The sequence below is a fragment of the Bacillus timonensis genome, from assembly GCF_000285535.1.
Taxonomy (GTDB): domain Bacteria; phylum Bacillota; class Bacilli; order Bacillales; family Bacillaceae_L; genus Ferdinandcohnia; species Ferdinandcohnia timonensis.
Genome location: NZ_HE610989.1, coordinates 16,133 through 35,806 on the forward strand (window position 1 = coordinate 16,133; position 19,674 = coordinate 35,806).

At 37.4% G+C, this 19,674-nt stretch carries 20 protein-coding genes; 9 read left to right on the forward strand and 11 right to left on the reverse strand.

The window, feature by feature from the left end; all coding sequences use genetic code 11:
* The first annotated feature begins 136 nt into the window (after positions 1-136).
* Positions 137-850, forward strand: a complete 714-nt coding sequence (locus BTHG_RS20195) for an SGNH/GDSL hydrolase family protein (protein ID WP_010283767.1) — start codon at positions 137-139, stop codon at positions 848-850.
* A gap of 309 nt (positions 851-1,159) precedes the next feature.
* Here the strand turns inward: BTHG_RS20195 and BTHG_RS25475 are convergent, their stop codons facing one another.
* Both BTHG_RS25475 and bla read right to left on the reverse strand, forming a co-directional pair.
* Positions 1,160-1,426: an Rrf2 family transcriptional regulator gene (locus BTHG_RS25475; protein WP_010283768.1), complete on the reverse strand. Its 267-nt coding sequence runs from the start codon at positions 1,424-1,426 to the stop codon at positions 1,160-1,162.
* Positions 1,427-1,712: 286 nt separating this feature from the next.
* Positions 1,713-2,642, reverse strand: coding sequence for a class A beta-lactamase (gene bla / locus BTHG_RS20210; protein ID WP_010283770.1), 930 nt, complete (start codon positions 2,640-2,642; stop codon positions 1,713-1,715).
* 507 nt (positions 2,643-3,149) lie between these two features.
* Here bla and BTHG_RS20215 point away from each other — a divergent pair.
* Both BTHG_RS20215 and blaI read left to right on the forward strand, forming a co-directional pair.
* Entirely contained in the window at positions 3,150-4,922 is a 1,773-nt protein-coding gene (locus BTHG_RS20215) for a BlaR1 family beta-lactam sensor/signal transducer (RefSeq protein WP_010283771.1), read from the forward strand.
* Positions 4,923-4,980: 58 nt separating this feature from the next.
* Positions 4,981-5,364: a penicillinase repressor BlaI gene (gene blaI, locus BTHG_RS20220; RefSeq protein ID WP_010283772.1), complete on the forward strand. Its 384-nt coding sequence runs from the start codon at positions 4,981-4,983 to the stop codon at positions 5,362-5,364.
* Between the two features lie 130 nt (positions 5,365-5,494).
* On the opposite strand, the gene BTHG_RS20225 is transcribed toward blaI, so the two are convergent.
* Positions 5,495-6,301 carry a pentapeptide repeat-containing protein gene (locus tag BTHG_RS20225; protein ID WP_010283773.1) on the reverse strand — a complete coding sequence of 269 codons (807 nt, stop codon included), beginning with the start codon at positions 6,299-6,301 and terminating at the stop codon, positions 5,495-5,497.
* 249 nt (positions 6,302-6,550) lie between these two features.
* The gene (locus BTHG_RS20230; RefSeq protein ID WP_010283774.1) at positions 6,551-7,168 is read right to left on the reverse strand and encodes a hypothetical protein; all 618 of its coding nucleotides are present in this window, start codon (positions 7,166-7,168) and stop codon (positions 6,551-6,553) included.
* A 706-nt stretch (positions 7,169-7,874) separates the two neighbouring features.
* Here BTHG_RS20230 and BTHG_RS27715 point away from each other — a divergent pair.
* Both BTHG_RS27715 and BTHG_RS20235 read left to right on the forward strand, forming a co-directional pair.
* Positions 7,875-8,003, forward strand: coding sequence for a hypothetical protein (locus BTHG_RS27715; RefSeq protein ID WP_269719517.1), 129 nt, complete (start codon positions 7,875-7,877; stop codon positions 8,001-8,003).
* An 84-nt stretch (positions 8,004-8,087) separates the two neighbouring features.
* Positions 8,088-9,299 carry a NupC/NupG family nucleoside CNT transporter gene (locus tag BTHG_RS20235; RefSeq protein ID WP_010283775.1) on the forward strand — a complete coding sequence of 404 codons (1,212 nt, stop codon included), beginning with the start codon at positions 8,088-8,090 and terminating at the stop codon, positions 9,297-9,299.
* A 79-nt stretch (positions 9,300-9,378) separates the two neighbouring features.
* On the opposite strand, the gene BTHG_RS20240 is transcribed toward BTHG_RS20235, so the two are convergent.
* A complete protein-coding gene (locus BTHG_RS20240; protein ID WP_010283776.1) occupies positions 9,379-10,038 on the reverse strand; it encodes a 3-oxoacid CoA-transferase subunit B in 660 nt (219 codons plus the stop codon).
* Between the two features lie 13 nt (positions 10,039-10,051).
* Entirely contained in the window at positions 10,052-10,741 is a 690-nt protein-coding gene (locus BTHG_RS20245) for a CoA transferase subunit A (protein ID WP_010283778.1), read from the reverse strand.
* Between the two features lie 162 nt (positions 10,742-10,903).
* Between BTHG_RS20245 and BTHG_RS20250 the strand changes: the two genes are divergently transcribed.
* Positions 10,904-11,788, forward strand: coding sequence for a LysR family transcriptional regulator (locus BTHG_RS20250; protein ID WP_010283780.1), 885 nt, complete (start codon positions 10,904-10,906; stop codon positions 11,786-11,788).
* Positions 11,789-11,884: 96 nt separating this feature from the next.
* On the opposite strand, the gene BTHG_RS20255 is transcribed toward BTHG_RS20250, so the two are convergent.
* The 3 genes from BTHG_RS20255 to BTHG_RS20270 all read right to left on the reverse strand — a co-directional run bounded on the left by BTHG_RS20255 (position 11,885) and on the right by BTHG_RS20270 (position 15,451).
* Positions 11,885-13,663 (reverse strand): adenine deaminase C-terminal domain-containing protein, encoded by a 1,779-nt coding sequence (locus tag BTHG_RS20255; RefSeq protein WP_010283783.1) that lies wholly within the window; start codon positions 13,661-13,663, stop codon positions 11,885-11,887.
* 220 nt (positions 13,664-13,883) lie between these two features.
* Positions 13,884-15,023, reverse strand: a complete 1,140-nt coding sequence (solA, locus tag BTHG_RS20265) for an N-methyl-L-tryptophan oxidase (RefSeq protein ID WP_010283785.1) — start codon at positions 15,021-15,023, stop codon at positions 13,884-13,886.
* A 62-nt stretch (positions 15,024-15,085) separates the two neighbouring features.
* Positions 15,086-15,451 carry a DUF1801 domain-containing protein gene (locus BTHG_RS20270; RefSeq protein ID WP_010283787.1) on the reverse strand — a complete coding sequence of 122 codons (366 nt, stop codon included), beginning with the start codon at positions 15,449-15,451 and terminating at the stop codon, positions 15,086-15,088.
* 299 nt (positions 15,452-15,750) lie between these two features.
* On the opposite strand from BTHG_RS20270, the gene BTHG_RS20275 reads away from it, so the two are divergent.
* The gene (locus BTHG_RS20275; RefSeq protein ID WP_010283790.1) at positions 15,751-16,122 is read left to right on the forward strand and encodes a VOC family protein; all 372 of its coding nucleotides are present in this window, start codon (positions 15,751-15,753) and stop codon (positions 16,120-16,122) included.
* Positions 16,123-16,199: 77 nt separating this feature from the next.
* On the opposite strand, the gene BTHG_RS20280 is transcribed toward BTHG_RS20275, so the two are convergent.
* Positions 16,200-16,595: a VOC family protein gene (locus tag BTHG_RS20280; protein WP_010283793.1), complete on the reverse strand. Its 396-nt coding sequence runs from the start codon at positions 16,593-16,595 to the stop codon at positions 16,200-16,202.
* Positions 16,596-16,792: 197 nt separating this feature from the next.
* On the opposite strand from BTHG_RS20280, the gene BTHG_RS20285 reads away from it, so the two are divergent.
* The gene (locus tag BTHG_RS20285; RefSeq protein ID WP_010283795.1) at positions 16,793-17,191 is read left to right on the forward strand and encodes a nuclear transport factor 2 family protein; all 399 of its coding nucleotides are present in this window, start codon (positions 16,793-16,795) and stop codon (positions 17,189-17,191) included.
* A 50-nt stretch (positions 17,192-17,241) separates the two neighbouring features.
* Here the strand turns inward: BTHG_RS20285 and BTHG_RS20290 are convergent, their stop codons facing one another.
* Positions 17,242-18,528: an NCS2 family permease gene (locus tag BTHG_RS20290; RefSeq protein WP_010283798.1), complete on the reverse strand. Its 1,287-nt coding sequence runs from the start codon at positions 18,526-18,528 to the stop codon at positions 17,242-17,244.
* 120 nt (positions 18,529-18,648) lie between these two features.
* Here BTHG_RS20290 and BTHG_RS20295 point away from each other — a divergent pair, with 120 nt between their 5' ends.
* Complete coding sequence (locus tag BTHG_RS20295; RefSeq protein WP_010283800.1) at positions 18,649-19,515, forward strand: LysR family transcriptional regulator; 867 nt, start codon at positions 18,649-18,651, stop codon at positions 19,513-19,515.
* Positions 19,516-19,674 lie beyond the last annotated feature (159 nt).

Sequence of the window (19,674 nt, forward strand, 5' to 3'; positions counted from 1 at the left end):
ATTCGTTATGAAAATGTTTCTTACGTGGCAACCTTAAAACTATAAAAACATTCTAAGGGTAACACGTTTACAAGTTATGACTTCCGTTGTTATAATCTAAGTAATTCTTTATTAAGAACAAAAAGGAGGAGTTAGATTGTTAAGAAAAATGTTATTAGGCTTTATTGTATTTGCTGTTTGCCTTTCTATACCATTCTCAGTTTTTGCAAAAGGGCCTGTTAAAAAGAACATTGATTATGTAGCCTTAGGGGATTCGTTAGCTGCTGGAACAACACCATATAACAAGAAAGATAAAGGTTATCCCGATTATCTGGTTGATCGTTTCAAACAATCTCAGTACACAGTTAACTATACAAATTTTAGTGTTCCTGGTTATACTTCAACGAATGTATTGAGTGATATAGCGAAGCCTGAAGTTCAAGTGAAAATTAGCGAGGCTGAGTACGTAACCATTGATGTTGGTGCGAACGATATTTTACGACTCTTACAAACTCCAAACAAAATACCACTGGCCATCCAACAAGTGGGCACAAATTTGTTTCTTATCTTAAGTACCATTGAACAATTAAATCCTGATGCAAAAGTATATGTAATGGGCTACTATTTTCCGTTCCCCTATGCATCAGAACAAGAAAAGGAAATTTTAACACCATTATTAGATGGATTGAATCAAACCATTGAAACGACTGCCGAAATAAACGGAGATACCTTTATTCCAACTACAAAGGTAATTGCCAAAGACTATGAAACATACCTTCCAAACCCAACCAATATTCATTTAAGTTCTGAAGGATATCAAATCATCGCAAAAGAATTCTGGAAAAAGGTTGATAAGAGTAAAAATGAGTAGAAAATGATGGAAAAGGTTAGTTAAATGAAGAGCGTAGGGCTAGCAAATTACAAACATTCGAATAAAACCATCTAAGTTTGGAAAAATAAACGAAAAGGCTCTATGTTTGGAGGTTTGTAAACATGCTAAGAGATTCAAAAGTAGATGCAAAAGGTCACATTAAGAATAACCAAAAAAATTCTAAAAAACAGGTGAATCATACTGAACAGCCAAACGAAAAGGAAGTACAATAATCAATATGTCCTAAAAGGACGATGGAACCGTAACTCCGAACAAACAAAACTGTTGAAAAGGAATTCGATACTCTTTTCAACAGTTTTCTTTTTCATTTATGCTCTTCACAATATCCACTAAGGTTACATTTCCTAATACTTTTTCCATTGCATATTGAGCTTGTTCAAACAAAGGTTCAATAGTGTTTTGAATATTTCTTCCGACCTTGCAATCTGAATTCGAGTTGTCATGCACGCTAAACAACTCGCCTTCCCGTACCACTTCAACTGCTTTATACAAATCTAACATTGTAATGTCAAAAGGTTTTCTGGCAAGTTTTGCTCCAACTTGGTGATATTCCATTTATGCCTTTTTCGATATATCATTTATCGGTTCTCGGCCCGATGATATTTCGTTTTTGCCTTTTTCGGTATATCATTTATCGGTTCTCGGCCCGGTGATATTCCGTTTATGCCATTACATATACCTTAAAGTCGTTTTGAAATCAGAGGAACAGGTTCATCATCCACTTAGGACACGTATCTGTCCCTCTTTTATTTACATTTGCATCATTTATGCTATTTTATTGATTACATATAAATCACCTTATAGCATTAACTTTTTTTGGCAAACTGTACTCAGTCTCCCTTTACTTTAGAGCGTTAAGTACAACTTCCGCAGTTCTTGCGATCAGCGCATCATCATACGTAGCATCCTCAGTCGTATGATTTGAGAGGATAGCTAGGATTATCGGTTCTCTGTTTGGTGGCCAAACAATGGCAAGGTCATTCCTTGTTCCATAAACTCCCGCCCCACTTTTATCACCAACTATCCAACCTTCAGGAGCGCCTGCTCTAATTAATGTGTCTCCTGTAGCATTGTCCTTAAGCCACTCCATGAACAATTTACGTTTATCTTCGGAAAGAGATTCGCCAACCGTGAAAGCTTGCAGACTATTGGCAAGAGCTTTTGGTGTGCTCGTATCACGGGTATCTCCCGGTTTGAAAAAGTTTAAATCTGGTTCGACTCGATCAGCTTGAGTAACAGTATCACCTATTTGTCTTAAAGCTTGTTCAAATCCTTCTGGACCTCCTATTGCTTCAAATAAGATGTTTCCAGCGGTATTGTCACTAAAACGTACCGCGGCCTCACCTACTTCCAATAGAGTCATACCGGTATCCACATAATTCTCTGTAATTGGAGAATAGGTAACTAAATCATCCTTGGTGTATGTGATTACTTCCTTTAATTCTTCCATCGTATTCTGTTGAAGCAATATTGCTGCTGCTAAAGCTTTATAAGTAGAAGCATATGCAAAACGCTCATCTGGTCGATATTCGATAGTCGTATTCGTACCCGTATCAATTGCATATACACCAATCCGTGCATCAAATTCGTTTTCGAGTTGGGCTATCTTTTCGTCTGTATTTTCACTTTGTTCAACTTTATTCTCTACATCTGACGCGGCATTTGTGGAACTATCTTTATCTATGCAAGCAGAAAGTGTAAGTGCTAAGACCAACAACATTAGCAGACTAAAATAATGCATGCTGAATTTATGTTTATATGTTTTTATCAAATTTAAAACCTCTTTCTTTTTTACTTGATACAAAATCTACCTGACTTTGACCTTGCAATAATGAAGTATGTACTCTTTTCATGATGTTTTTGAAAAACATCTTTCAAATTTTGATACTTTGCAAAATCTATATATACCTCACTGATGTAGCCACAACACACACACAACTTACTCAACCATCCCACCTTTCATTTTTATTTTGACTACAACTGTAGTCCAATATTACAACTGTAATCAAAAGGTGTCAATCCCTATAAACAAAAAAATCCTTGTTCATCCTTTTACAAAAAAACAAGAATCTATCATGCTATTACTATCCCTGAATACTACTAATTGATAAAATTGATTATGAAATGGTACACTTCCAGTACCACAAAGAGGATATTAAACTCAATAAGATTCAACCAACAATTATGGAATGGAATCAATAAAGTAGAGTAAACTTCTTGAGAGGAATAAAGGGGTTACGTAATATTGTGGTATTTCAAATAATGGAGGTGAAAAAGTATGTTCTTCACTCAATTATTCACAAGTTTTATTGTGTCCTCTATTACGGTAATTGCTATTTTGCTTATTAGGAGATTATTCTCTAAGCAACTATCAGCAAAATGGCAATACAATCTATGGTTTTTATTGTTACTTGCATTAACGCTTCCATTTATACCGAAGCAGTTGATTCATTTTAAAAATCATTTTCATTTTTTCAATATGAATGGAATCAATAGAGTTGACAACCCTACCATCAACACCCTTGAAGAATCAACCCTAACTAATGGTAATTGGATGCAGGACTTTACGGTATCTGTCAATTCTCTTAATCTGAATTTCTTAAATGTCGTATTCATCGGTATTTGGATAACAGGTATGGTAGTTATGGCTGCACTATTCCTCCATGCCTGGTTCAAATTAAAGAAAATGAAACAAACAATAACCTCCCTGAACAACAAAGACATTTTACACGTATTTGAAAAATGCAAGCAACATCTCAATATATCAAAGCCTGTAATAGTAGGAGAATCACCACTCGTCAAATCTCCTATGACATTTGGTCTGTTAAAGACTTACGTTGTGTTACCGACACATCTTGAGAAATCGATGACATTAAGGGATATCAATTATATTTTTATGCATGAATTGAATCACTATAAATCCAAAGATACAGCAATGAATTACCTCATTATCATCTATCAAATTTTGTATTGGTATAATCCCCTTGTTTGGATTGCTTTTAAAAAAATGAGAATGGATCGTGAGATAGCTTGTGATATAGCTGTGTTAAAATCAATTGATAAATCCTTTCATAGAGATTATGGGAATGCAATTATCAATTTCGTGGGTCTAGCTCCACATTCGAAAGAGATTGCTTTAGCGAATCAGTTTAACGGTTCAAAGGAACAAGTGAAAAAAAGGATAGAAAAAATTGCATCCTATACCATGGAATCAAAGTGGTTGAAACTGAGGAGTATTATAATCTTTTCAATTGTAAGTGTATTTGTGGCAAGTCAGGTTCCGTTTATCTCTGCTATGGCCGCAAGCAATGACCATTATGATTTTAATAATAAACGTACGCAATTTGAGGATTTAAGCAATTATTTTGTTGGGTACGAAGGAAGCTTTGTGTTATATGATATGAAGGATGGTAAATATTCCATTTATAATAAAGATAAAAGCACGCTGAGGGTTTCACCAAATTCTACTTACAAAATATATAGCGCCTTGATTGGATTAGAGTCGGATGTTATTACAAGTAATGATTCACAGATGAATTGGAATGGAACAAAATATCCATATGAATCATGGAACATGGATCAAAATGTATCAACTGCTATGAGAAATTCGGTAACCTGGTATTTTCAAAAATTAGATCAAAAAATACCGAAGGACACCACCCAAAGATTCCTGGAACAGATGAATTATGGAAATTATGATCTTTCTGGTGGAACAGATTATTGGTTGGAATCTTCATTAAAGATTTCTCCAGTTGAACAGGTCCAATTACTGTCTGCGTTTTATACAAATCAATTTGGATTCAAGCAAAAGAATATTCAAACCATTAAAGATTCATTAACATTAGAGGTTGACCACGGTTCTAAGCTCTCCGGCAAAACAGGTACCGGCAACGTGAATGGCAAAAATATAAACGGTTGGTTTATTGGATATGTTGAGACCGATGACAAGACGTATTTCTTTGCAACAAATATACAAAATGAAGATAATAGTTATGGAAGCAAGGCAGCAGATATCACTCTATCCATTTTGAGAGATAAAGGAATTTATTAAGGAAACAAAAAGATAATCGGAAACATTTAACACTTCATTTAAAAGGAGGAGAATAAGGTTGACGAAGGAAATCCCAAATATTTCAGAATCAGAATGGGAAGTAATGAATGTTCTTTGGGAAAATGCACCATTAACGGCCAATGATGTGATATCCTCCTTACAGGAGAAAACGGATTGGAAACCGAAAACCGTACGCACTCTTTTAGATCGTCTCGTCCAAAAAAATGTGATAGGAGTCAATAAAAATCAGAGAGTCTACACTTTTTTCCCGCTTTATTCACAAGATGAATGTCAGCGGGCCGAAGCACAATCTTTTATTAAGCGAATTTATGGTGGAGCGCTAAAGTCGATGCTCGTTCAGTTCGTCCAGGAGGATTCCTTATCGGAAGAAGATATTAGCGAATTACGTTCTATTTTAGACGAAAAACCTAAAAAGAAATAAATGATACTTTCAAAAGTCAAAAATGCTTGGGAATGCGAAACCCAAGCATTTTTGTTAAATAAATGCGATTTTACTAGTTCTCCCTATTACAGGAGGAATTATGGATTTTAACCGGAGACACACGTAAAAGCTATTCTACCCAATGACCTGGTCTTTGTAAGTAGTTTGGTATTTTTGTATGTACATTACCTTTAGCTGAATTAAGCTGAGATTGTGTTAGAAAAAGAGCACCCGTTAGGTTCGCATGACGTAGGTCGGCATCGCGGAGGTCAGCACCAATTAAATCAGCTTTTCTTAAATTAGCATGAGTTAAATTTGCTGCGATTAGTAGTGTACCTCGAAAATTAATTCCTTGTAAATCTGCCCCTTTTAAATTTGCTCCTACATAATCTAAAGCTTTCTTTTTATTATTACGTGGTTTCGAAACATCCTTCCGATACACTTCACTTGTTTTCAGTAATAAATCATTTACATTACTTCTATGCGCTCCGATGTCTACCTTTAAAAGGTCTTTAGGCTTTCTCTCTGTTAATTGTAAGGTTTCTTCATATAGATTTTGTAATTTTAGATGGAACGACTTTGTTTCCTTCAAACTCAAAGCTTGATTAAGATACCAAAGCATTTCATGAAGTTGTTGAACAAGGGGAAAAACCTCAAACATTTCACTGGCATGCTCTGGTTTTTCTCTCCAATCAATTCCGGCATAGAGAGTCTGTGAAACATGTTGTCCAGCTCCAAAACATTCATAGGAGACACAGCCACGAAAACCCTTGTCTCTTAATTGATCATGAATCTTACACCGAAAATCTGAACATAGGTTTTGACAGGGGTCTCCACTGTCTTTACTAAATGGAAAATCTGCTGATTTGGCATAAGGTAATGCTACGCAACATAACCCGAAACAGTTCGAACAATCTGATTGTAAATAAGTATTCATAAACGATCCTTCCAGTTTACTTAATTTAGTTTAAAGTATAAATGAAAGCATCTACATTTAATAGATTTAAATAATCATTTATTAGCATAATCGTTTATTGTAATATCATGACCTACCCAAATCATTCAAAATAATAAAGGGATACAACGACGGCACTCTGTTCCAAAATGTGATAAACTAAAGTTCCTTGGCAGGGGCATAAAAAAGGGAGTTTGTGTATCGGACACGAACTCCCTGTCTTTTTCATTATCAACTTATGAGTTGATCTACACCTACCCGCTTTACGAATTTATGAAATTGCTCTCGCTTTTTCCCTTGTTCAGCATAGGTAGCAATGATTTTTTCGAGTGAAGCATATAGTTCGTCTGGTGTGAGGTTTTCCAATAGTAAGGTACCAACCTTAGCATCTTTCCCTTTTGCTTTACCACCAATATATAAATTGTAACGATCTCTCATTTTCATAATCCCGATGTCGTTAAGCAAGGGCTCACCACAACCTACAGGGCAACCCGTATATGCAACTTTTAGCGTAAAAGGAACGGGTTTTCCAGCAATACGATGATTAACTTCCTTTGCTACAGGCATTCCTTCTTCCTCTTCTCCTTTGCAAAAATTGCATGTTCGTAGGCTTTTCACAAAGTTGCCAACCGGATAACAGGACAGCCCTACCCGCTCAAACTCCTCTATAATCTCATTCTTCTTATCCTCGGGAACTTCGATGTAGAGCTGCTGGAATGTAGTCAATTCCAACTCCTCATCTTCTTTCATGTATTTTGAAATGGTCACGAGTTGCTTTGCATTAAGCTTTGCTCCAAAACCAATCCCACCATTTATCGCAATCTTTATTTTATTCCCATCGTATGTCATCATAAACTCTCCTTTTACATACACCCAATAAACTTTTACATCATTCTATTTTCTTCATTTTACCATACCCCCCTATTGTATGTAAAATAGTATTCACAACTAGCCAGAAAACACAAAAGCAGCCCTATTACAAGGACTACTTTGAAAAATGAATGTATAAATGTTGCATCTACGACATCGACATACATTGCTTTTCAAGTTACTGCATCAATCGCACGTATACATGCCCAACTGTATCTGGAAAGCCTGGTACATAAGCTAAAATGTAAACAGACTTGCCGTCTTCATCACGTTCCTCCGAAAATTGTTTTAGCATGTTACTAGTTTTATAAAATATGTATTTTACATATTTCTTCTATCCTGTTACTAAGGAATCATTTTCAATCAATTTTCTTGAATTATTATGAAAAGAAATATAATTAATTAAGTTTAGGCTCTTTTCTAAAAGATTGTTGTTTTAAGGGAATAAGTGCAACCTAGTTGATTGAAGCGTAAGGCGGTGACTCCTCGAAAATGCATTCGCATTTTCTTCGTGCGGTGCAAATTCAAGGAAGGATTTTCAAAATACAGCGAAATCAACGGCGTAAAAAGCAACATAGTTTGCGAAAACAGTCTAAGTTTATAATGGGAGAAAACATGAGTAAATTCGTACAAACATCATTATTACTACTTTGTATTACACTCCTCTCAGCATGTACGGATTCCGTTGCTATATCTTGATGATTATATTGCTGTGATGAATCAAGCAAAGGAATCTAAGAGTGGAGTGTGGTCAATACCTGGATATGCAGGCTATAACCAACCGTATCATATAGAAGAAGTTAAACAGGAATAAACCGAGAAAAAAGCCTATCCCTTTACATGTATTTTTCGTATATTCTTACCCAAAGATGATAAATCTACCAATAGAGGTGATTAGATGAACGTCATTTGGGGGATATTCGGAATCCTTGTTGTACTTGGGATAGGCTTATTACTTTCACAAAACCGGCGTAGTATCAATCTTCGGACCATTCTTGTTGGCTTACTCATACAACTATTATTTGCATTTATCGTTTTAAAATGGGAAGCAGGAAGGTCTGGACTAGAATGGGTATCAATGAGAGTACAGGATGTCATTAATTTTGCGAATGAAGGAATTTCTTTTCTATTTGGTTCCCTTTCAAATACAGAAGAGTTTGGCGTCATTTTTGCTTTTAATGTGTTAACCATCATTATCTTCTTTTCTTCTTTAATTTCTGTCCTCTATTATCTCGGAATCATGCAATGGTTTATCAAAATTATTGGAGGCGGCTTATCAAAGCTACTAGGAACTTCTATGACGGAGTCAATGTCAGCCGCTGCTAATATCTTTGTTGGCCAGACAGAAGCACCCTTAGTCATCCGCCCTTATTTAGCAAATATGACAAAGTCGGAACTATTTGCTGTTATGACAGGCGGACTCGCTTCTGTTGCAGGTTCCGTTCTTGTCGGGTATGCACTATTAGGTGTCCCTTTAGAATATCTTTTAGCTGCAAGTTTCATGGCGGCGCCGGCTGGACTTATTTTAGCAAAGATTATTCTTCCTGAAACAGAGCATTCCAACGTCAAAGAATTTGAAATGGAAAAAGATACTGACTCTGTTAACGTAATTGATGCAGCAGCACGAGGAGCAAGTGATGGCTTGCAGCTCGCCTTAAACGTTGGAGCAATGTTATTGGCCTTTATTGCCTTAATTGCGTTAATAAACGGGATATTAAGTGGTTTTGGCAACCTATTTGGGTATAACGCTTTGAGTCTTGAAGGAATCCTAGGCGTGATTTTTTCACCCATCGCATTTGCCGTAGGTGTACCATGGTCGGAAGCGATAACTGCCGGAAGCTTTATTGGTCAAAAACTCGTTTTAAATGAGTTTGTCGCCTACTCATACTTTGCACCGCAAATTGATCAGCTTACTGAAAAAACAGTCATTGTTGTAAGCTTTGCATTATGTGGTTTTGCTAATTTTAGCTCAATGGCCATTTTGCTAGGCGGATTAGGTGGACTCGCCCCGTCACGACGGCCCGATATTGCAAAAATGGGATTACGGGCGGTAGCAGCTGGAATGCTCGCTTCCTTATTGAGTGCTGCGATTGCTGGGATGTTTATATAGGTAGTATCCTAAAGAGCCTTTTACCAAAGTTAGGTATAAGGCTCTCTTGTTTTTAACGTGTAACATGATACTGTTTGCTCTAATACGCCTCAAGCACCACATTATTAGAAACATTCAATTCAGCTTCGGTCGATTCAACAACATCTTGAATGCTGTAGCCCTTGGCTACCTCAACTAATCTTAAGCCATTCTCTGTAACATCTATTACAGCTCTATCTGTTATAATTCGATTCACTACTTTTTGACCTGTAAGTGGCAAGCTACATTTTTTTAGAATTTTTGGTTGACCATGTTTATTGACATGCTCCATGATGACAATCGTCTTTTTGGCACCGTGAACTAAGTCCATCGCACCACCCATGCCTTTAATCATCTTTCCGGGAATCATCCAGTTGGCTAAATCTCCATTCTGAGCGACTTCCATCCCACCAAGAATAGCAATGTCAATATGGCCCCCACGAATCATCGCAAAAGATTCGGCACTGTTAAAAAAGCTAGCACCTTTTATCGCTGTAACAGTTTCTTTTCCCGCATTGATAAGGTCTGGATCAACTACTTCTTTCCTAGGATATGGACCAATTCCCAATAAGCCGTTTTCCGATTGTAAAACCACATGTTTCTTGTCAGAGATATAATTTGCCACCATCGTTGGCATTCCGATTCCCAGATTCACATAATTTCCGTCTTGAATTTCCTGCTCTGCCCTTTGTGCAATCTGCACTCTCACATTATTTGACATTGTTTAACCTCCCTTAATCTCTAACAGTCAGACGCTCAATACGTTTTTCATGCTTTCCTACAATAAGCCCTTGAACATAGATACTCGGTGTGTGAATTTCGTTAGGGTCGAGTTCACCAACCTCCACTATTTCCTCGACCTCAGCAATTGTATATCTTCCGGCAGCTGCCATCATTGGATTAAAGTTTTGTGCTGTCTTTCGATAAACTAAATTACCGTGTTTATCCGCTTTCCATGCTTTCACTAAACTAAAATCAGCCGTTAATCCTTCTTCTAACAAATATTCTTTTCCATTAAAATCTCTCGTTTCACGTCCTTCAGCAATAGGCGTTCCGACTCCTGCCGGCGTGTAAAAGGCAGGAATCCCCGCTCCACCAGCACGAATTTTCTCCGCTAATGATCCTTGTGGTACGAGTTGCACCTCTAATTCACCGCTCAACACCTGTCTTTCAAACTCCTTGTTTTCCCCTACATAAGACGAAATCATCTTTTTAATTTGTTTATTTTGTAACAGAATTCCTAGTCCCCAATCATCAACTCCACAGTTATTTGAAATCACAGTTAACTCTTTTACGTTCGTTTTACGTAGACCAAGTATCAAATTTTCTGGAATTCCAACGAGACCGAATCCCCCTACCATCAGAGTCATTCCATCTTTGATACCGTTTACAGCTTCTTCAAAGCTTGTAAAGATTGTTTTCAATTACTACCCCTCCTTATATTTAATGAGACAATTTGTCCCCTACCTCTATTCGTTTCTAAATTTTCAATATCTTCTTACTAAAATTTTACAACAGTCCGATTTATCCGTAAAATGAATAATGAGAATAAACTTTATTACGAATCGGAATAGTGGGAGGTCACAATGGAGTTAAAAGATTTACGTTACTTTATGGAAGTTGTAGACCATGGAAGTTTTACAAAAGCAGCGGTTAATACCTTTGTTTCGCAACCAACATTAAGTAAGTCCATCAAAAAATTAGAAACGGACCTTAAGGTTGAACTTTTTGAGCGCTCCACTCGAAAGTTGATATTGACGGATGCTGGTGAAATCGTGTATAAGCAAGCATCTAAAATACTAGGTGCGACAAATGAACTTCATACTTTATTAGATGACTTGATGAACCTACCGACTGGGACTATTAAAATTGGGATACCCCCCTTAATTGGAACACTCTTTTTTCCAACCATTGCTCAAAAATTGGGAAACCGTCATGCACAAGTTTCCTTAGAATTAATTGAACATGGTGCGAAACGGATTGAACATTTAGTAGATGAGGGGCAAGTTGACGTTGGGATTGTAGTCAACCCAACGGATTACAATAAATTTACTATTCACCCGTTTATCAAAGAGGAATTCATGCTTTACACCCATCCTACACACAATTTATCTAGTACGAAAACTGCCAAACTAGAACAATTGGAACATGAATCGTTTATCCTTTTTAATCAAGAGTTTGCCTTACATAATTTAATCATCCAACACTGTCAAAATGCAGGCTTTTCACCAAAAATCGCGTACGTAAGTTCACAATGGGATTTGATTACGGAACTAGTCATCGCACAACTCGGAATCACCCTTTTACCAAAATCTATTCATACAAAAATGGATGAATCTCAAATTCAAATCATTCCCCTTGAATCACCACCAATGTGGGAACTTGTTGTCATTACGAAAAAGGATAGGTACCAATCCTTTGCGGTGAGGGCTTTGCTGAAGTTTTTGGCTGAGGAGTTTCACAAAAAGTAACCTCAACCCGCTTTGGGAATACTTTTACCCAAGAACAAAGAAACCTACAACCACTGATATTTTCAGCGATTGTAGGTTTTTCTTTAAAAATATATACTACTTCGTAACCCCAGTCCCAAATGCTTCCGCCTTCAACAAAATCGCATCCTTCTTCACTTCATATAACCCATACGGCACCAATCGTAATCCTGGCAAGAAGTCACAAGTTAGGAATAACAATGTGTACAGAATATCATGGAATGGGAATCCCCGTTCTTGCAAAGTCTTCAGCAATTCATCATGGTATTCTACTGCTTTGTCAAATGATGGATTTGTTGTCATCATCCCAGTAAGCGGTAATGGTATTTCAAGAATGATGCTGTCACCGTCGACAATGACGATCCCTCCACCGATTTCATGTACCCTTGCTGCTGCTTTTGCCATCGCTTGGGGGTTTCTTCCAACAACTAGTAATTCCGTCGTTGTGTTGTACGTTGATGCCATTCCATCTAGTGTAATAGCAAATCTTTCTAAGATAGCTCTGCTCACCCAATTCCCTCTACGGTCAATCAAAGCTGAATACATGAGTCCTTCATGACCTGAGAGATCGGCAAAACCATTTACAGATGGGATAATTGTGTCCTTCCTTGCAGTAATTACATTACTTTTAAAATAAGAAACTGGTAATGCCTCATTTTCATCTGGATGTGGATATTGATAGAGTTCTGGATTTTCAAGAACTGATTTCGGGAATTCGAATGCTTCACGGACGACATATTGCTTCCAGTCGATTTCCGGCATTGATGCCAATAATTGTCCATTTTCTGCCACGATTTCTCCGCTTGTAACGACTAGGTCCGGGCGGAAATCCACTAAGTCTGGTAGCAAGAGAATGTCTGCCTTTCTCCCTGGAGCAATCCCTCCGATATAATCTTCTAAGCGAAGATAAGTTGCTGCATTGATTGTCACCATTTGAATCGCATCCATCACTGGTACTCCGAGTTCAACTGCTTGGCGAACAAGTCCATCAACAAATCCTTCCCTTTCAATAAAGCCAGGGTGTGGCCCGTCTGTTGTCATCACAATACGGCTTGTGTTAACATTTCCTTCGGTAATCATTTTAATGACTTCTTCAAGGTCTGGTCGGAGTGAGCTGTTCCGCAATGTTGTCCACATTCCTAATCGAAGGCGATCTAAGGCCTCCTTCGCCGTAATTGCTTCATGGCATGCAGTCACACCTGATGCAACAATCGCATTTAATTTTTCATAGGAGCAGCCGGATGTATGGCCGTCAGAAACCTTTCCAATGTCTTTCACATAATCCATTGTTTCTAGTAAAAAGGGGTCACCGTTATAAAGTAGCGGCCAACGCGTTACTTCAGCTGAGCCAACCACTTCCTCCATCCCAAGTAGCTCTTGAATATCCTGATGGTTATACCATTCACGTTCTCCTGGATAATCCGCCTGTGATACAAGTCTTACAAGCCAGAGGAAATTTCCAGGCAACGATTTTAAGTCATGAACCATCTTCTTGAAGCCTTTTGCCCCCATATGTAAATAGAAAAATAGATTATCATTAACAGATGTAGTAGTTCCTAATGGGATTACCTTGCTCGTGATGCTTATCGGATTGTAAACCACCCATGGATGAGAATGTGCTTCAATAAACCCAGGAGAAACATACTTACCTTCAGCATCTATAACCTTTGTATGTTCGCCAACCATCGCTTCACTTTCTCCGACATACGCGATGCTATCCTTATACACAGCCACATTCAGCTTTAAAAATTCACCAGAATACACATTAATTACCGTACCGCCTTTAATATATAAATCGGCAGAAATATTCCCCTTTGCAACCTCGACTAGTTCACTTCTTTTTGCTCTAAGCTTCAAACTCCTCACTCCCCATGTCCAATATCAGTTATATTACGTTTTATATTTCTTCGTATTTATAACATAATATTAATAAGAGAAGAATGTAACTGTCAATCATATTGCTTGAATTTATAAAAAATTTAGACTTCAGAACACAAATTGGTCAGGGGGACAGACTCAATGTCCCAAAATCCATTCAAAAAGGCAGCCCCAGAGGACTGCCTTCTATTATTGCAAATTACTGTATTTTTTCAAATCGCTTGAGAGAAAAAGGAGTAATATCAAACATAGTTTGACCGTCTCCAGTGACTAGTTCACTTAAAATTTCTCCTACTACACTACTAAACTTAAACCCGTGACCAGAGAAGCCACAAGCAATAACAACGTGGTCATGATTAGGATGTTTATCAATGATAAAATCCTCATCAGGTGTGTTCGTATAGGTACATACCTTCCCCATTCTGTGCTGCCCAACCTTATGAATATAGCGCTCTGCAAAACGACTTACATCCTTGATATCATCTTCATATGTTCCAAATGGTTCATTCGGCCTGTCCATATCTCTTGGTTGGCCCCCATCATGCCGCCCAATTTTAACACCTGCTTCTTTAATACTAGGAAAACCGTAGAACGTTTCTGTAGAGAATTCAAATGCAAAAGCTGGGAAACTGTCAGTACGATAGATTTCCTCATCTGTGTCAAACCATGAAAATGTTTTTCTAACTTCTTGTAAGGGCAATTCTAATCCAAGTAACGGTAGAAGTTTTCTTGAACCTGCTCCTGGAGTAAAAATCAGTGACTTAGCCGTATAACTGTCTTTTTCTGTTTTTACCTGTACATAGTCCTCAAAAACATCGATGGATGTAACAGGTGAATTTGGTTTCAGAATGGCTCCCTGCTTTATCGCCTCCGTTTTATAAGCACTTATACAGTTCTCACTCATTAAAACGCCTGAATCTCGTTCATAACAGCCTATGTAACCTTCAGGAACACTAAACCCTGGCCATCTTTGCTGGATTTCTTCAGCAGTTATACGTTTCACATTTAACGAATATTTTTCTGCACTACTGATTACATTTTGAATAAACGTAGAATGGAGTGGACCAATATTAATTACCCCAGTATTAATAAAAATTTCTTCCTCTGAAAGCTCTTGAAGCTCATTCCATAACACCTGTGCTCGAAGTGCCATCTTGACATAACTCTCCCCTTCTCCATAGGCATGGCGAATAATTCTTGTTTCTCCATGATGTGAGCCTTCTGAATGTGGAGGATTGTGAGAATCGATTAATAATACCTGCTTACCTTGCTTGGCTAAGTAGTAGCCTGCTGCCATCCCCATCGACCCAGCTCCAACGATAATAACATCAAAATCCATAGGATAACCCCCTCAGTTAAAACATTAATATATTTAAGCGTGCCGGTGTTTTCCCTAACACTTTACTTCTCATTCAATTCGATCGCTGCCTTAATGAATTCAATAAAAACATCGTGCTGTATTTCGTCCATTTTCTTAATCCGAAAATGTCTCATCCCTTTACCTGTACCTTGTAATAGTTGATTTGTATCAAGTTCTTTGAGTTCAACACCTCTATGGAAACCGAGATTCACATGTTTTTTAGAGGCCTGAAGATAGCACACTAATCCTTTATAGGTGTAATTAGGCATCGACCATTTATATTCCTCTACTAACTTTGGAGAAGCTTCTAGTATGATTTTTCTTAAGGAAGCTGTAATGTTTTGAATATCCTCTGGTAATTTCAAAATATATTGATCAACTGCTTCAATCGTCTTTATCTGTCCCATCATTTCCACCTTCAATTTTAATAAAGTTATTTGTGTTGACCCAACTGGGCCATTAACAAATACAAGTGTTACTTTTCATACCTACTCTATTTTTTACTTCTGCTTTTTTAATGTATTCAGTCGCAAGTGGAACCTTACATACTGTATTACCCACATCAACATGTACTTTTCCAATATGTTCGGCGACTTGCTTTGCTTCATCATTTTTATCTAACGGTTTCTATACTTTTTCCTTGTTAATCTTGTGAACTTCTAAATACTCCTTTATAGTTAAATTAATCGATCAAAGGAGGGAAAAAATGGAACTAGGTGCATTTTCTGTAAGTTTAAATGTAAAAGACATTCACAAATCAAAGGAATTTTACGAGAACCTAGGTTTTCAGATGTTGGGTGGAGACATCAATCAAAATTGGCTTATTTTAAAGAATGGAAATACGGTTATTGGGTTATTCCAAGGGATGTTTGATAAAAATATTCTCACTTTCAACCCTGGATGGGACCAAAACGCACAAAACCTAGATTCGTTTACAGACGTTCGCGATATTCAAAAGCAGCTAAAAGAAAAAGGAATTGCTATGCTGAATGAAGCAGAAGAAACAGGTGAAGGACCTGCACATTTTGTAGTAGAAGATCCAGACGGCAATCGAATTCTTTTCGATCAGCATCGATAAACAAATACATATCACAATAATAAGCCTTTCACCCTTATTAGGCAAAAGGCTTTATTACTTGAAATATCTATTAAAACCTATTTCGCATTCTCATCAGGTTGATGAATTCCAAATATATTTCCTTCCGTATCTATATAGTAGCCTTGCCAAGCCATGCCAGGAAGTGCATATTTCGGCATTGCTACTTTACCACCATTAGCCAAAATTTTTTCTTCGGTTGAATCGTAATCCCCCACACCCATTGTACAAGCATAACCATTCAAAGGTTGATTTGCACCAGGAGGAGGACTCTGTCTTTGCATCAATGCTCCATTTACACCAGGTTCTTTTTCATCGCCTGTTACAGCACCGAAATAGGGCATTCCTGCATAATCACTCCAATCTTCAAATTGCCAACCAAATACTTCCCCATAAAACTTTTTTGCTCGCTCCATGTCATCTACATGTACTTCAAAATGAATTAACCGTCCCATGTTATCCACCTACATTTTCAAAAATTTTTCGTACATTTATAATTTCTAGCTAAAACTTGCAACACCTTCATCATTATGGAAAAAAGATGGAATTGTATTCAAACTTTCGAAACTTTGCGTTATCTATGGATTCTTGCATTTGACTTACAATTCTATATTCATTACACTTCAAAGGACTTAGTAAAAGGAGGATTAAAATGAGCGAGGAACAGCAATATACATCGAACCTTACACGTAAAGAGAAGGCGGTGTCATTTTTAAATCTTGTTGCATCAGGAAAGGTTCGCGAAGCATATAACAAATTCTCAGGACCTAATTTTGCACATCACAACCCCTTTTTCCGTGGTGATGCAGAAAGTCTCATGCTAGCAATGGAAGAAAACGCAGCCCAAAACCCTCACAAAGTTTTTGAAGTGAAGCTTGCCATTCAGGAAGGAGACATGGTTTCCGTGTACTCCCATATAAAACAAAATCCTGATGATCGTGGTGCTGCCGTTGTCCATATCTTTCGTTTCGAAAATGACCTAATTGTTGAATTATGGGATATTGGACAACCTATCCCAGAAGATTCTCCGAATGAAAATGGTATGTTTTAGTGTGAATTTCGCCACATAACAATAAAAGCAGCCCTTATTGGACTGCTTTCTTAAAACACATATTGAATCACAAAATTACTAATAAACAAAATTGCAATCATATACAGTGCTGGATGAATTTCCTTTCCTTTCCCCATCAACAACTTCATGACAGGGTATAAAATAAAGCCGATTGCCATGCCGTCCGCAATACTGTATGTTAATGGAATCAACACAATAATTAACAGTGCTGGAAAGCTCTCTGTAAAATCATCCATCGAAATGTTTACAATATTTTGTAGCATTAAAACTCCGATTAAGATGAGTATTGGTGAAACCGCGCTAGCTGGAACCATTTTAATTACAGGGATAAATAGGATTGACACAAGAAACATAATGCCTGTCACAATGCTTGTTAACCCTGTTCTTCCTCCAGCTGTAATCCCCGCAGCTGATTCAACAGATGCAACTGTTGGACTCGTTCCAAAAATGCCCGAAGATAAAACGGAAACCGCAGTAGCTTGAAGTGATTTTTTACTACTTTCCGGACGCTTTAACATGTTCGTATGTCCATGAATCAAGCCAATATTTTCAAACACGAGCACCATCGCTAACGAAATCGACGTTAACCAGAAAACAATATTTCCCGCTTGTGCCCATGATAAATGGCCAAATACCCCTAGGTATTCTTGGAAATCTGGTGTTGATAAAGTCATTCCCTCAAAAGATGCCCCACCAAACAAAATTGATAAGACGGATGTAAATAAAATACTTAATAACAGGTTACCAGGTACATTTTTAATAAATAATAAGACTGTGAAGATCAATCCGATGAACGTGACAATTACAGTTGGACTACTTAAGTCTCCAATTGCAAGTAATGTATGTTCAGAGCTGGTAATAATCCCTGCATTGTCAAACCCGATTAAAATCAACAGAATACCGATGCCTATCGTAATTGCTTCTTTTAAAGAGTTCGGGATTGAGGACGTAATTACTTTTGCTAATGGTGTAAAAGCAATAATCACAAAGATTAGGCCTGCAACAAAAACCATTGCTAAAGCTTCCTGCCACGAAAATCCTCCAGATTGTACAATTGTGTATGTGAACATTGCATTAAGACCCATACCAGGAATGAGCAAAATCGGAGTATTACTCCATAATCCGAGGATGACACATCCTAGAAAACTAGTTAAGATTGTTGCAATGATTCCTGCCTCCATTGGAATACCCGCTACTGCCAATATAGTGGCATTAACAATAATAATGTAAACAACCGTTATATATGAAATCAATCCCGCTGATAATTCTTTTCCGATCGTTGTACCATGTTGATGTAATTTAAAAAATCGTTCCATGAAAATCACCTTTCTAACGTTCGCATCAAAACGATATTAATCATAACATGGACTTCATGCATATGAAAAATATATAATTCATATAGAAACCATACTTTTTTTGTATAGCAGGTGAAAATGATGGATATTAAACAACTAAAATATTTTATAGCGATTGCTGAGGAGAAGAATATAACGGCCGCGGCAACCCGGTTACACATGTCTCAACCTCCACTTAGCATGCAACTAAAACAATTAGAAGAAGAGCTCGATGTCAAATTATTTGAGCGTAATGGCAAGAAAATGGAGTTAACCGACAAAGGTGAGATACTCTATCAAAGAGCATTGCGTCTTGTGAACAGTGTAGAAGAAATTAAAAATGAAATACAGGAAACGGAAGAAGGGACAAAAGGTGTACTTGCAGTGGGGATTAACACTTTATCTGTTTCTGGGTTTTCGGATATGCTTCAATCCTTCCATAAAAAATATCCGCTTGTAACGTTGAAAGTTGTTCAAAATGACTCATTTTATCTAGCAGAGATGGTAAAATCAAGAGCGATTGAAATGGCATTTGTACGCCTCCCACTTGAACATCGAGGTTTCGTTTATCAGCATCTTATTAGTGAACCTTTTGTGTTTGTGAACAACAAGGAAACAGACATAATGTCACTAGAAGAGATTTCAAACATACCACTCATTATTCCAAGTACGGAAGGCTTAGGTAGCTATAATATTATTCATGAGGCATTTTCAAGGGAAAAGCTTCATTTTAAACGTATTGCAGAGTGCTCAGATATGCATGTTCTCATGGAAATGGTGAAAGGAGGGATGGGCGCAACAATTGTGCCTACGTCTGTTTTGGATGTCTATGGTGACAGCAACCTATACTCCGCACCGATTAAAGATGCCAACTTGATCTCTTCTTTAGGAGTCATTTGGCTTGAGCATCATTATGTCTCAACACCGGCTAAAAATTTTATCGAGTTGGTAAAAGAGAAGCTTTCTTGAAAATATGGGTACGAATGAGGTACAGTCTCCATTAATTTTCATTCCAGCTTGTACCTCTAAATCCTCCTCGTGGCAAAACCTCAGGCACTTTTAACCCTACTATGCTAAACCATCCTTATCGTACTTACATTCATGGATTTTCCATCCAAGCGTGTGTCA

Excerpts from the sequence above, each read along its gene's own strand:
- BTHG_RS25475 (WP_010283768.1), bottom strand. The coding sequence starts at position 1,426 with ATGGAATATCACCAAGTTGGAGCAAAACTTGCCAGAAAACCTTTTGAC.
- BTHG_RS20215 (WP_010283771.1), top strand. The coding sequence starts at position 3,150 with ATGTTCTTCACTCAATTATTCACAAGTTTTATTGTGTCCTCTATTACG.
- BTHG_RS20225 (WP_010283773.1), bottom strand. The coding sequence starts at position 6,301 with ATGAATACTTATTTACAATCAGATTGTTCGAACTGTTTCGGGTTATGT.
- BTHG_RS20230 (WP_010283774.1), bottom strand. The coding sequence starts at position 7,168 with ATGACATACGATGGGAATAAAATAAAGATTGCGATAAATGGTGGGATT.
- BTHG_RS20235 (WP_010283775.1), top strand. The coding sequence starts at position 8,088 with ATGAACGTCATTTGGGGGATATTCGGAATCCTTGTTGTACTTGGGATA.
- BTHG_RS20240 (WP_010283776.1), bottom strand. The coding sequence starts at position 10,038 with ATGTCAAATAATGTGAGAGTGCAGATTGCACAAAGGGCAGAGCAGGAA.
- BTHG_RS20250 (WP_010283780.1), top strand. The coding sequence starts at position 10,904 with ATGGAGTTAAAAGATTTACGTTACTTTATGGAAGTTGTAGACCATGGA.
- solA (WP_010283785.1), bottom strand. The coding sequence starts at position 15,023 with ATGGATTTTGATGTTATTATCGTTGGAGCTGGGTCGATGGGGATGGCA.
- BTHG_RS20270 (WP_010283787.1), bottom strand. The coding sequence starts at position 15,451 with ATGGGACAGATAAAGACGATTGAAGCAGTTGATCAATATATTTTGAAA.
- BTHG_RS20275 (WP_010283790.1), top strand. The coding sequence starts at position 15,751 with ATGGAACTAGGTGCATTTTCTGTAAGTTTAAATGTAAAAGACATTCAC.
- BTHG_RS20280 (WP_010283793.1), bottom strand. The coding sequence starts at position 16,595 with ATGGGACGGTTAATTCATTTTGAAGTACATGTAGATGACATGGAGCGA.
- BTHG_RS20285 (WP_010283795.1), top strand. The coding sequence starts at position 16,793 with ATGAGCGAGGAACAGCAATATACATCGAACCTTACACGTAAAGAGAAG.
- BTHG_RS20290 (WP_010283798.1), bottom strand. The coding sequence starts at position 18,528 with ATGGAACGATTTTTTAAATTACATCAACATGGTACAACGATCGGAAAA.
- BTHG_RS20295 (WP_010283800.1), top strand. The coding sequence starts at position 18,649 with ATGGATATTAAACAACTAAAATATTTTATAGCGATTGCTGAGGAGAAG.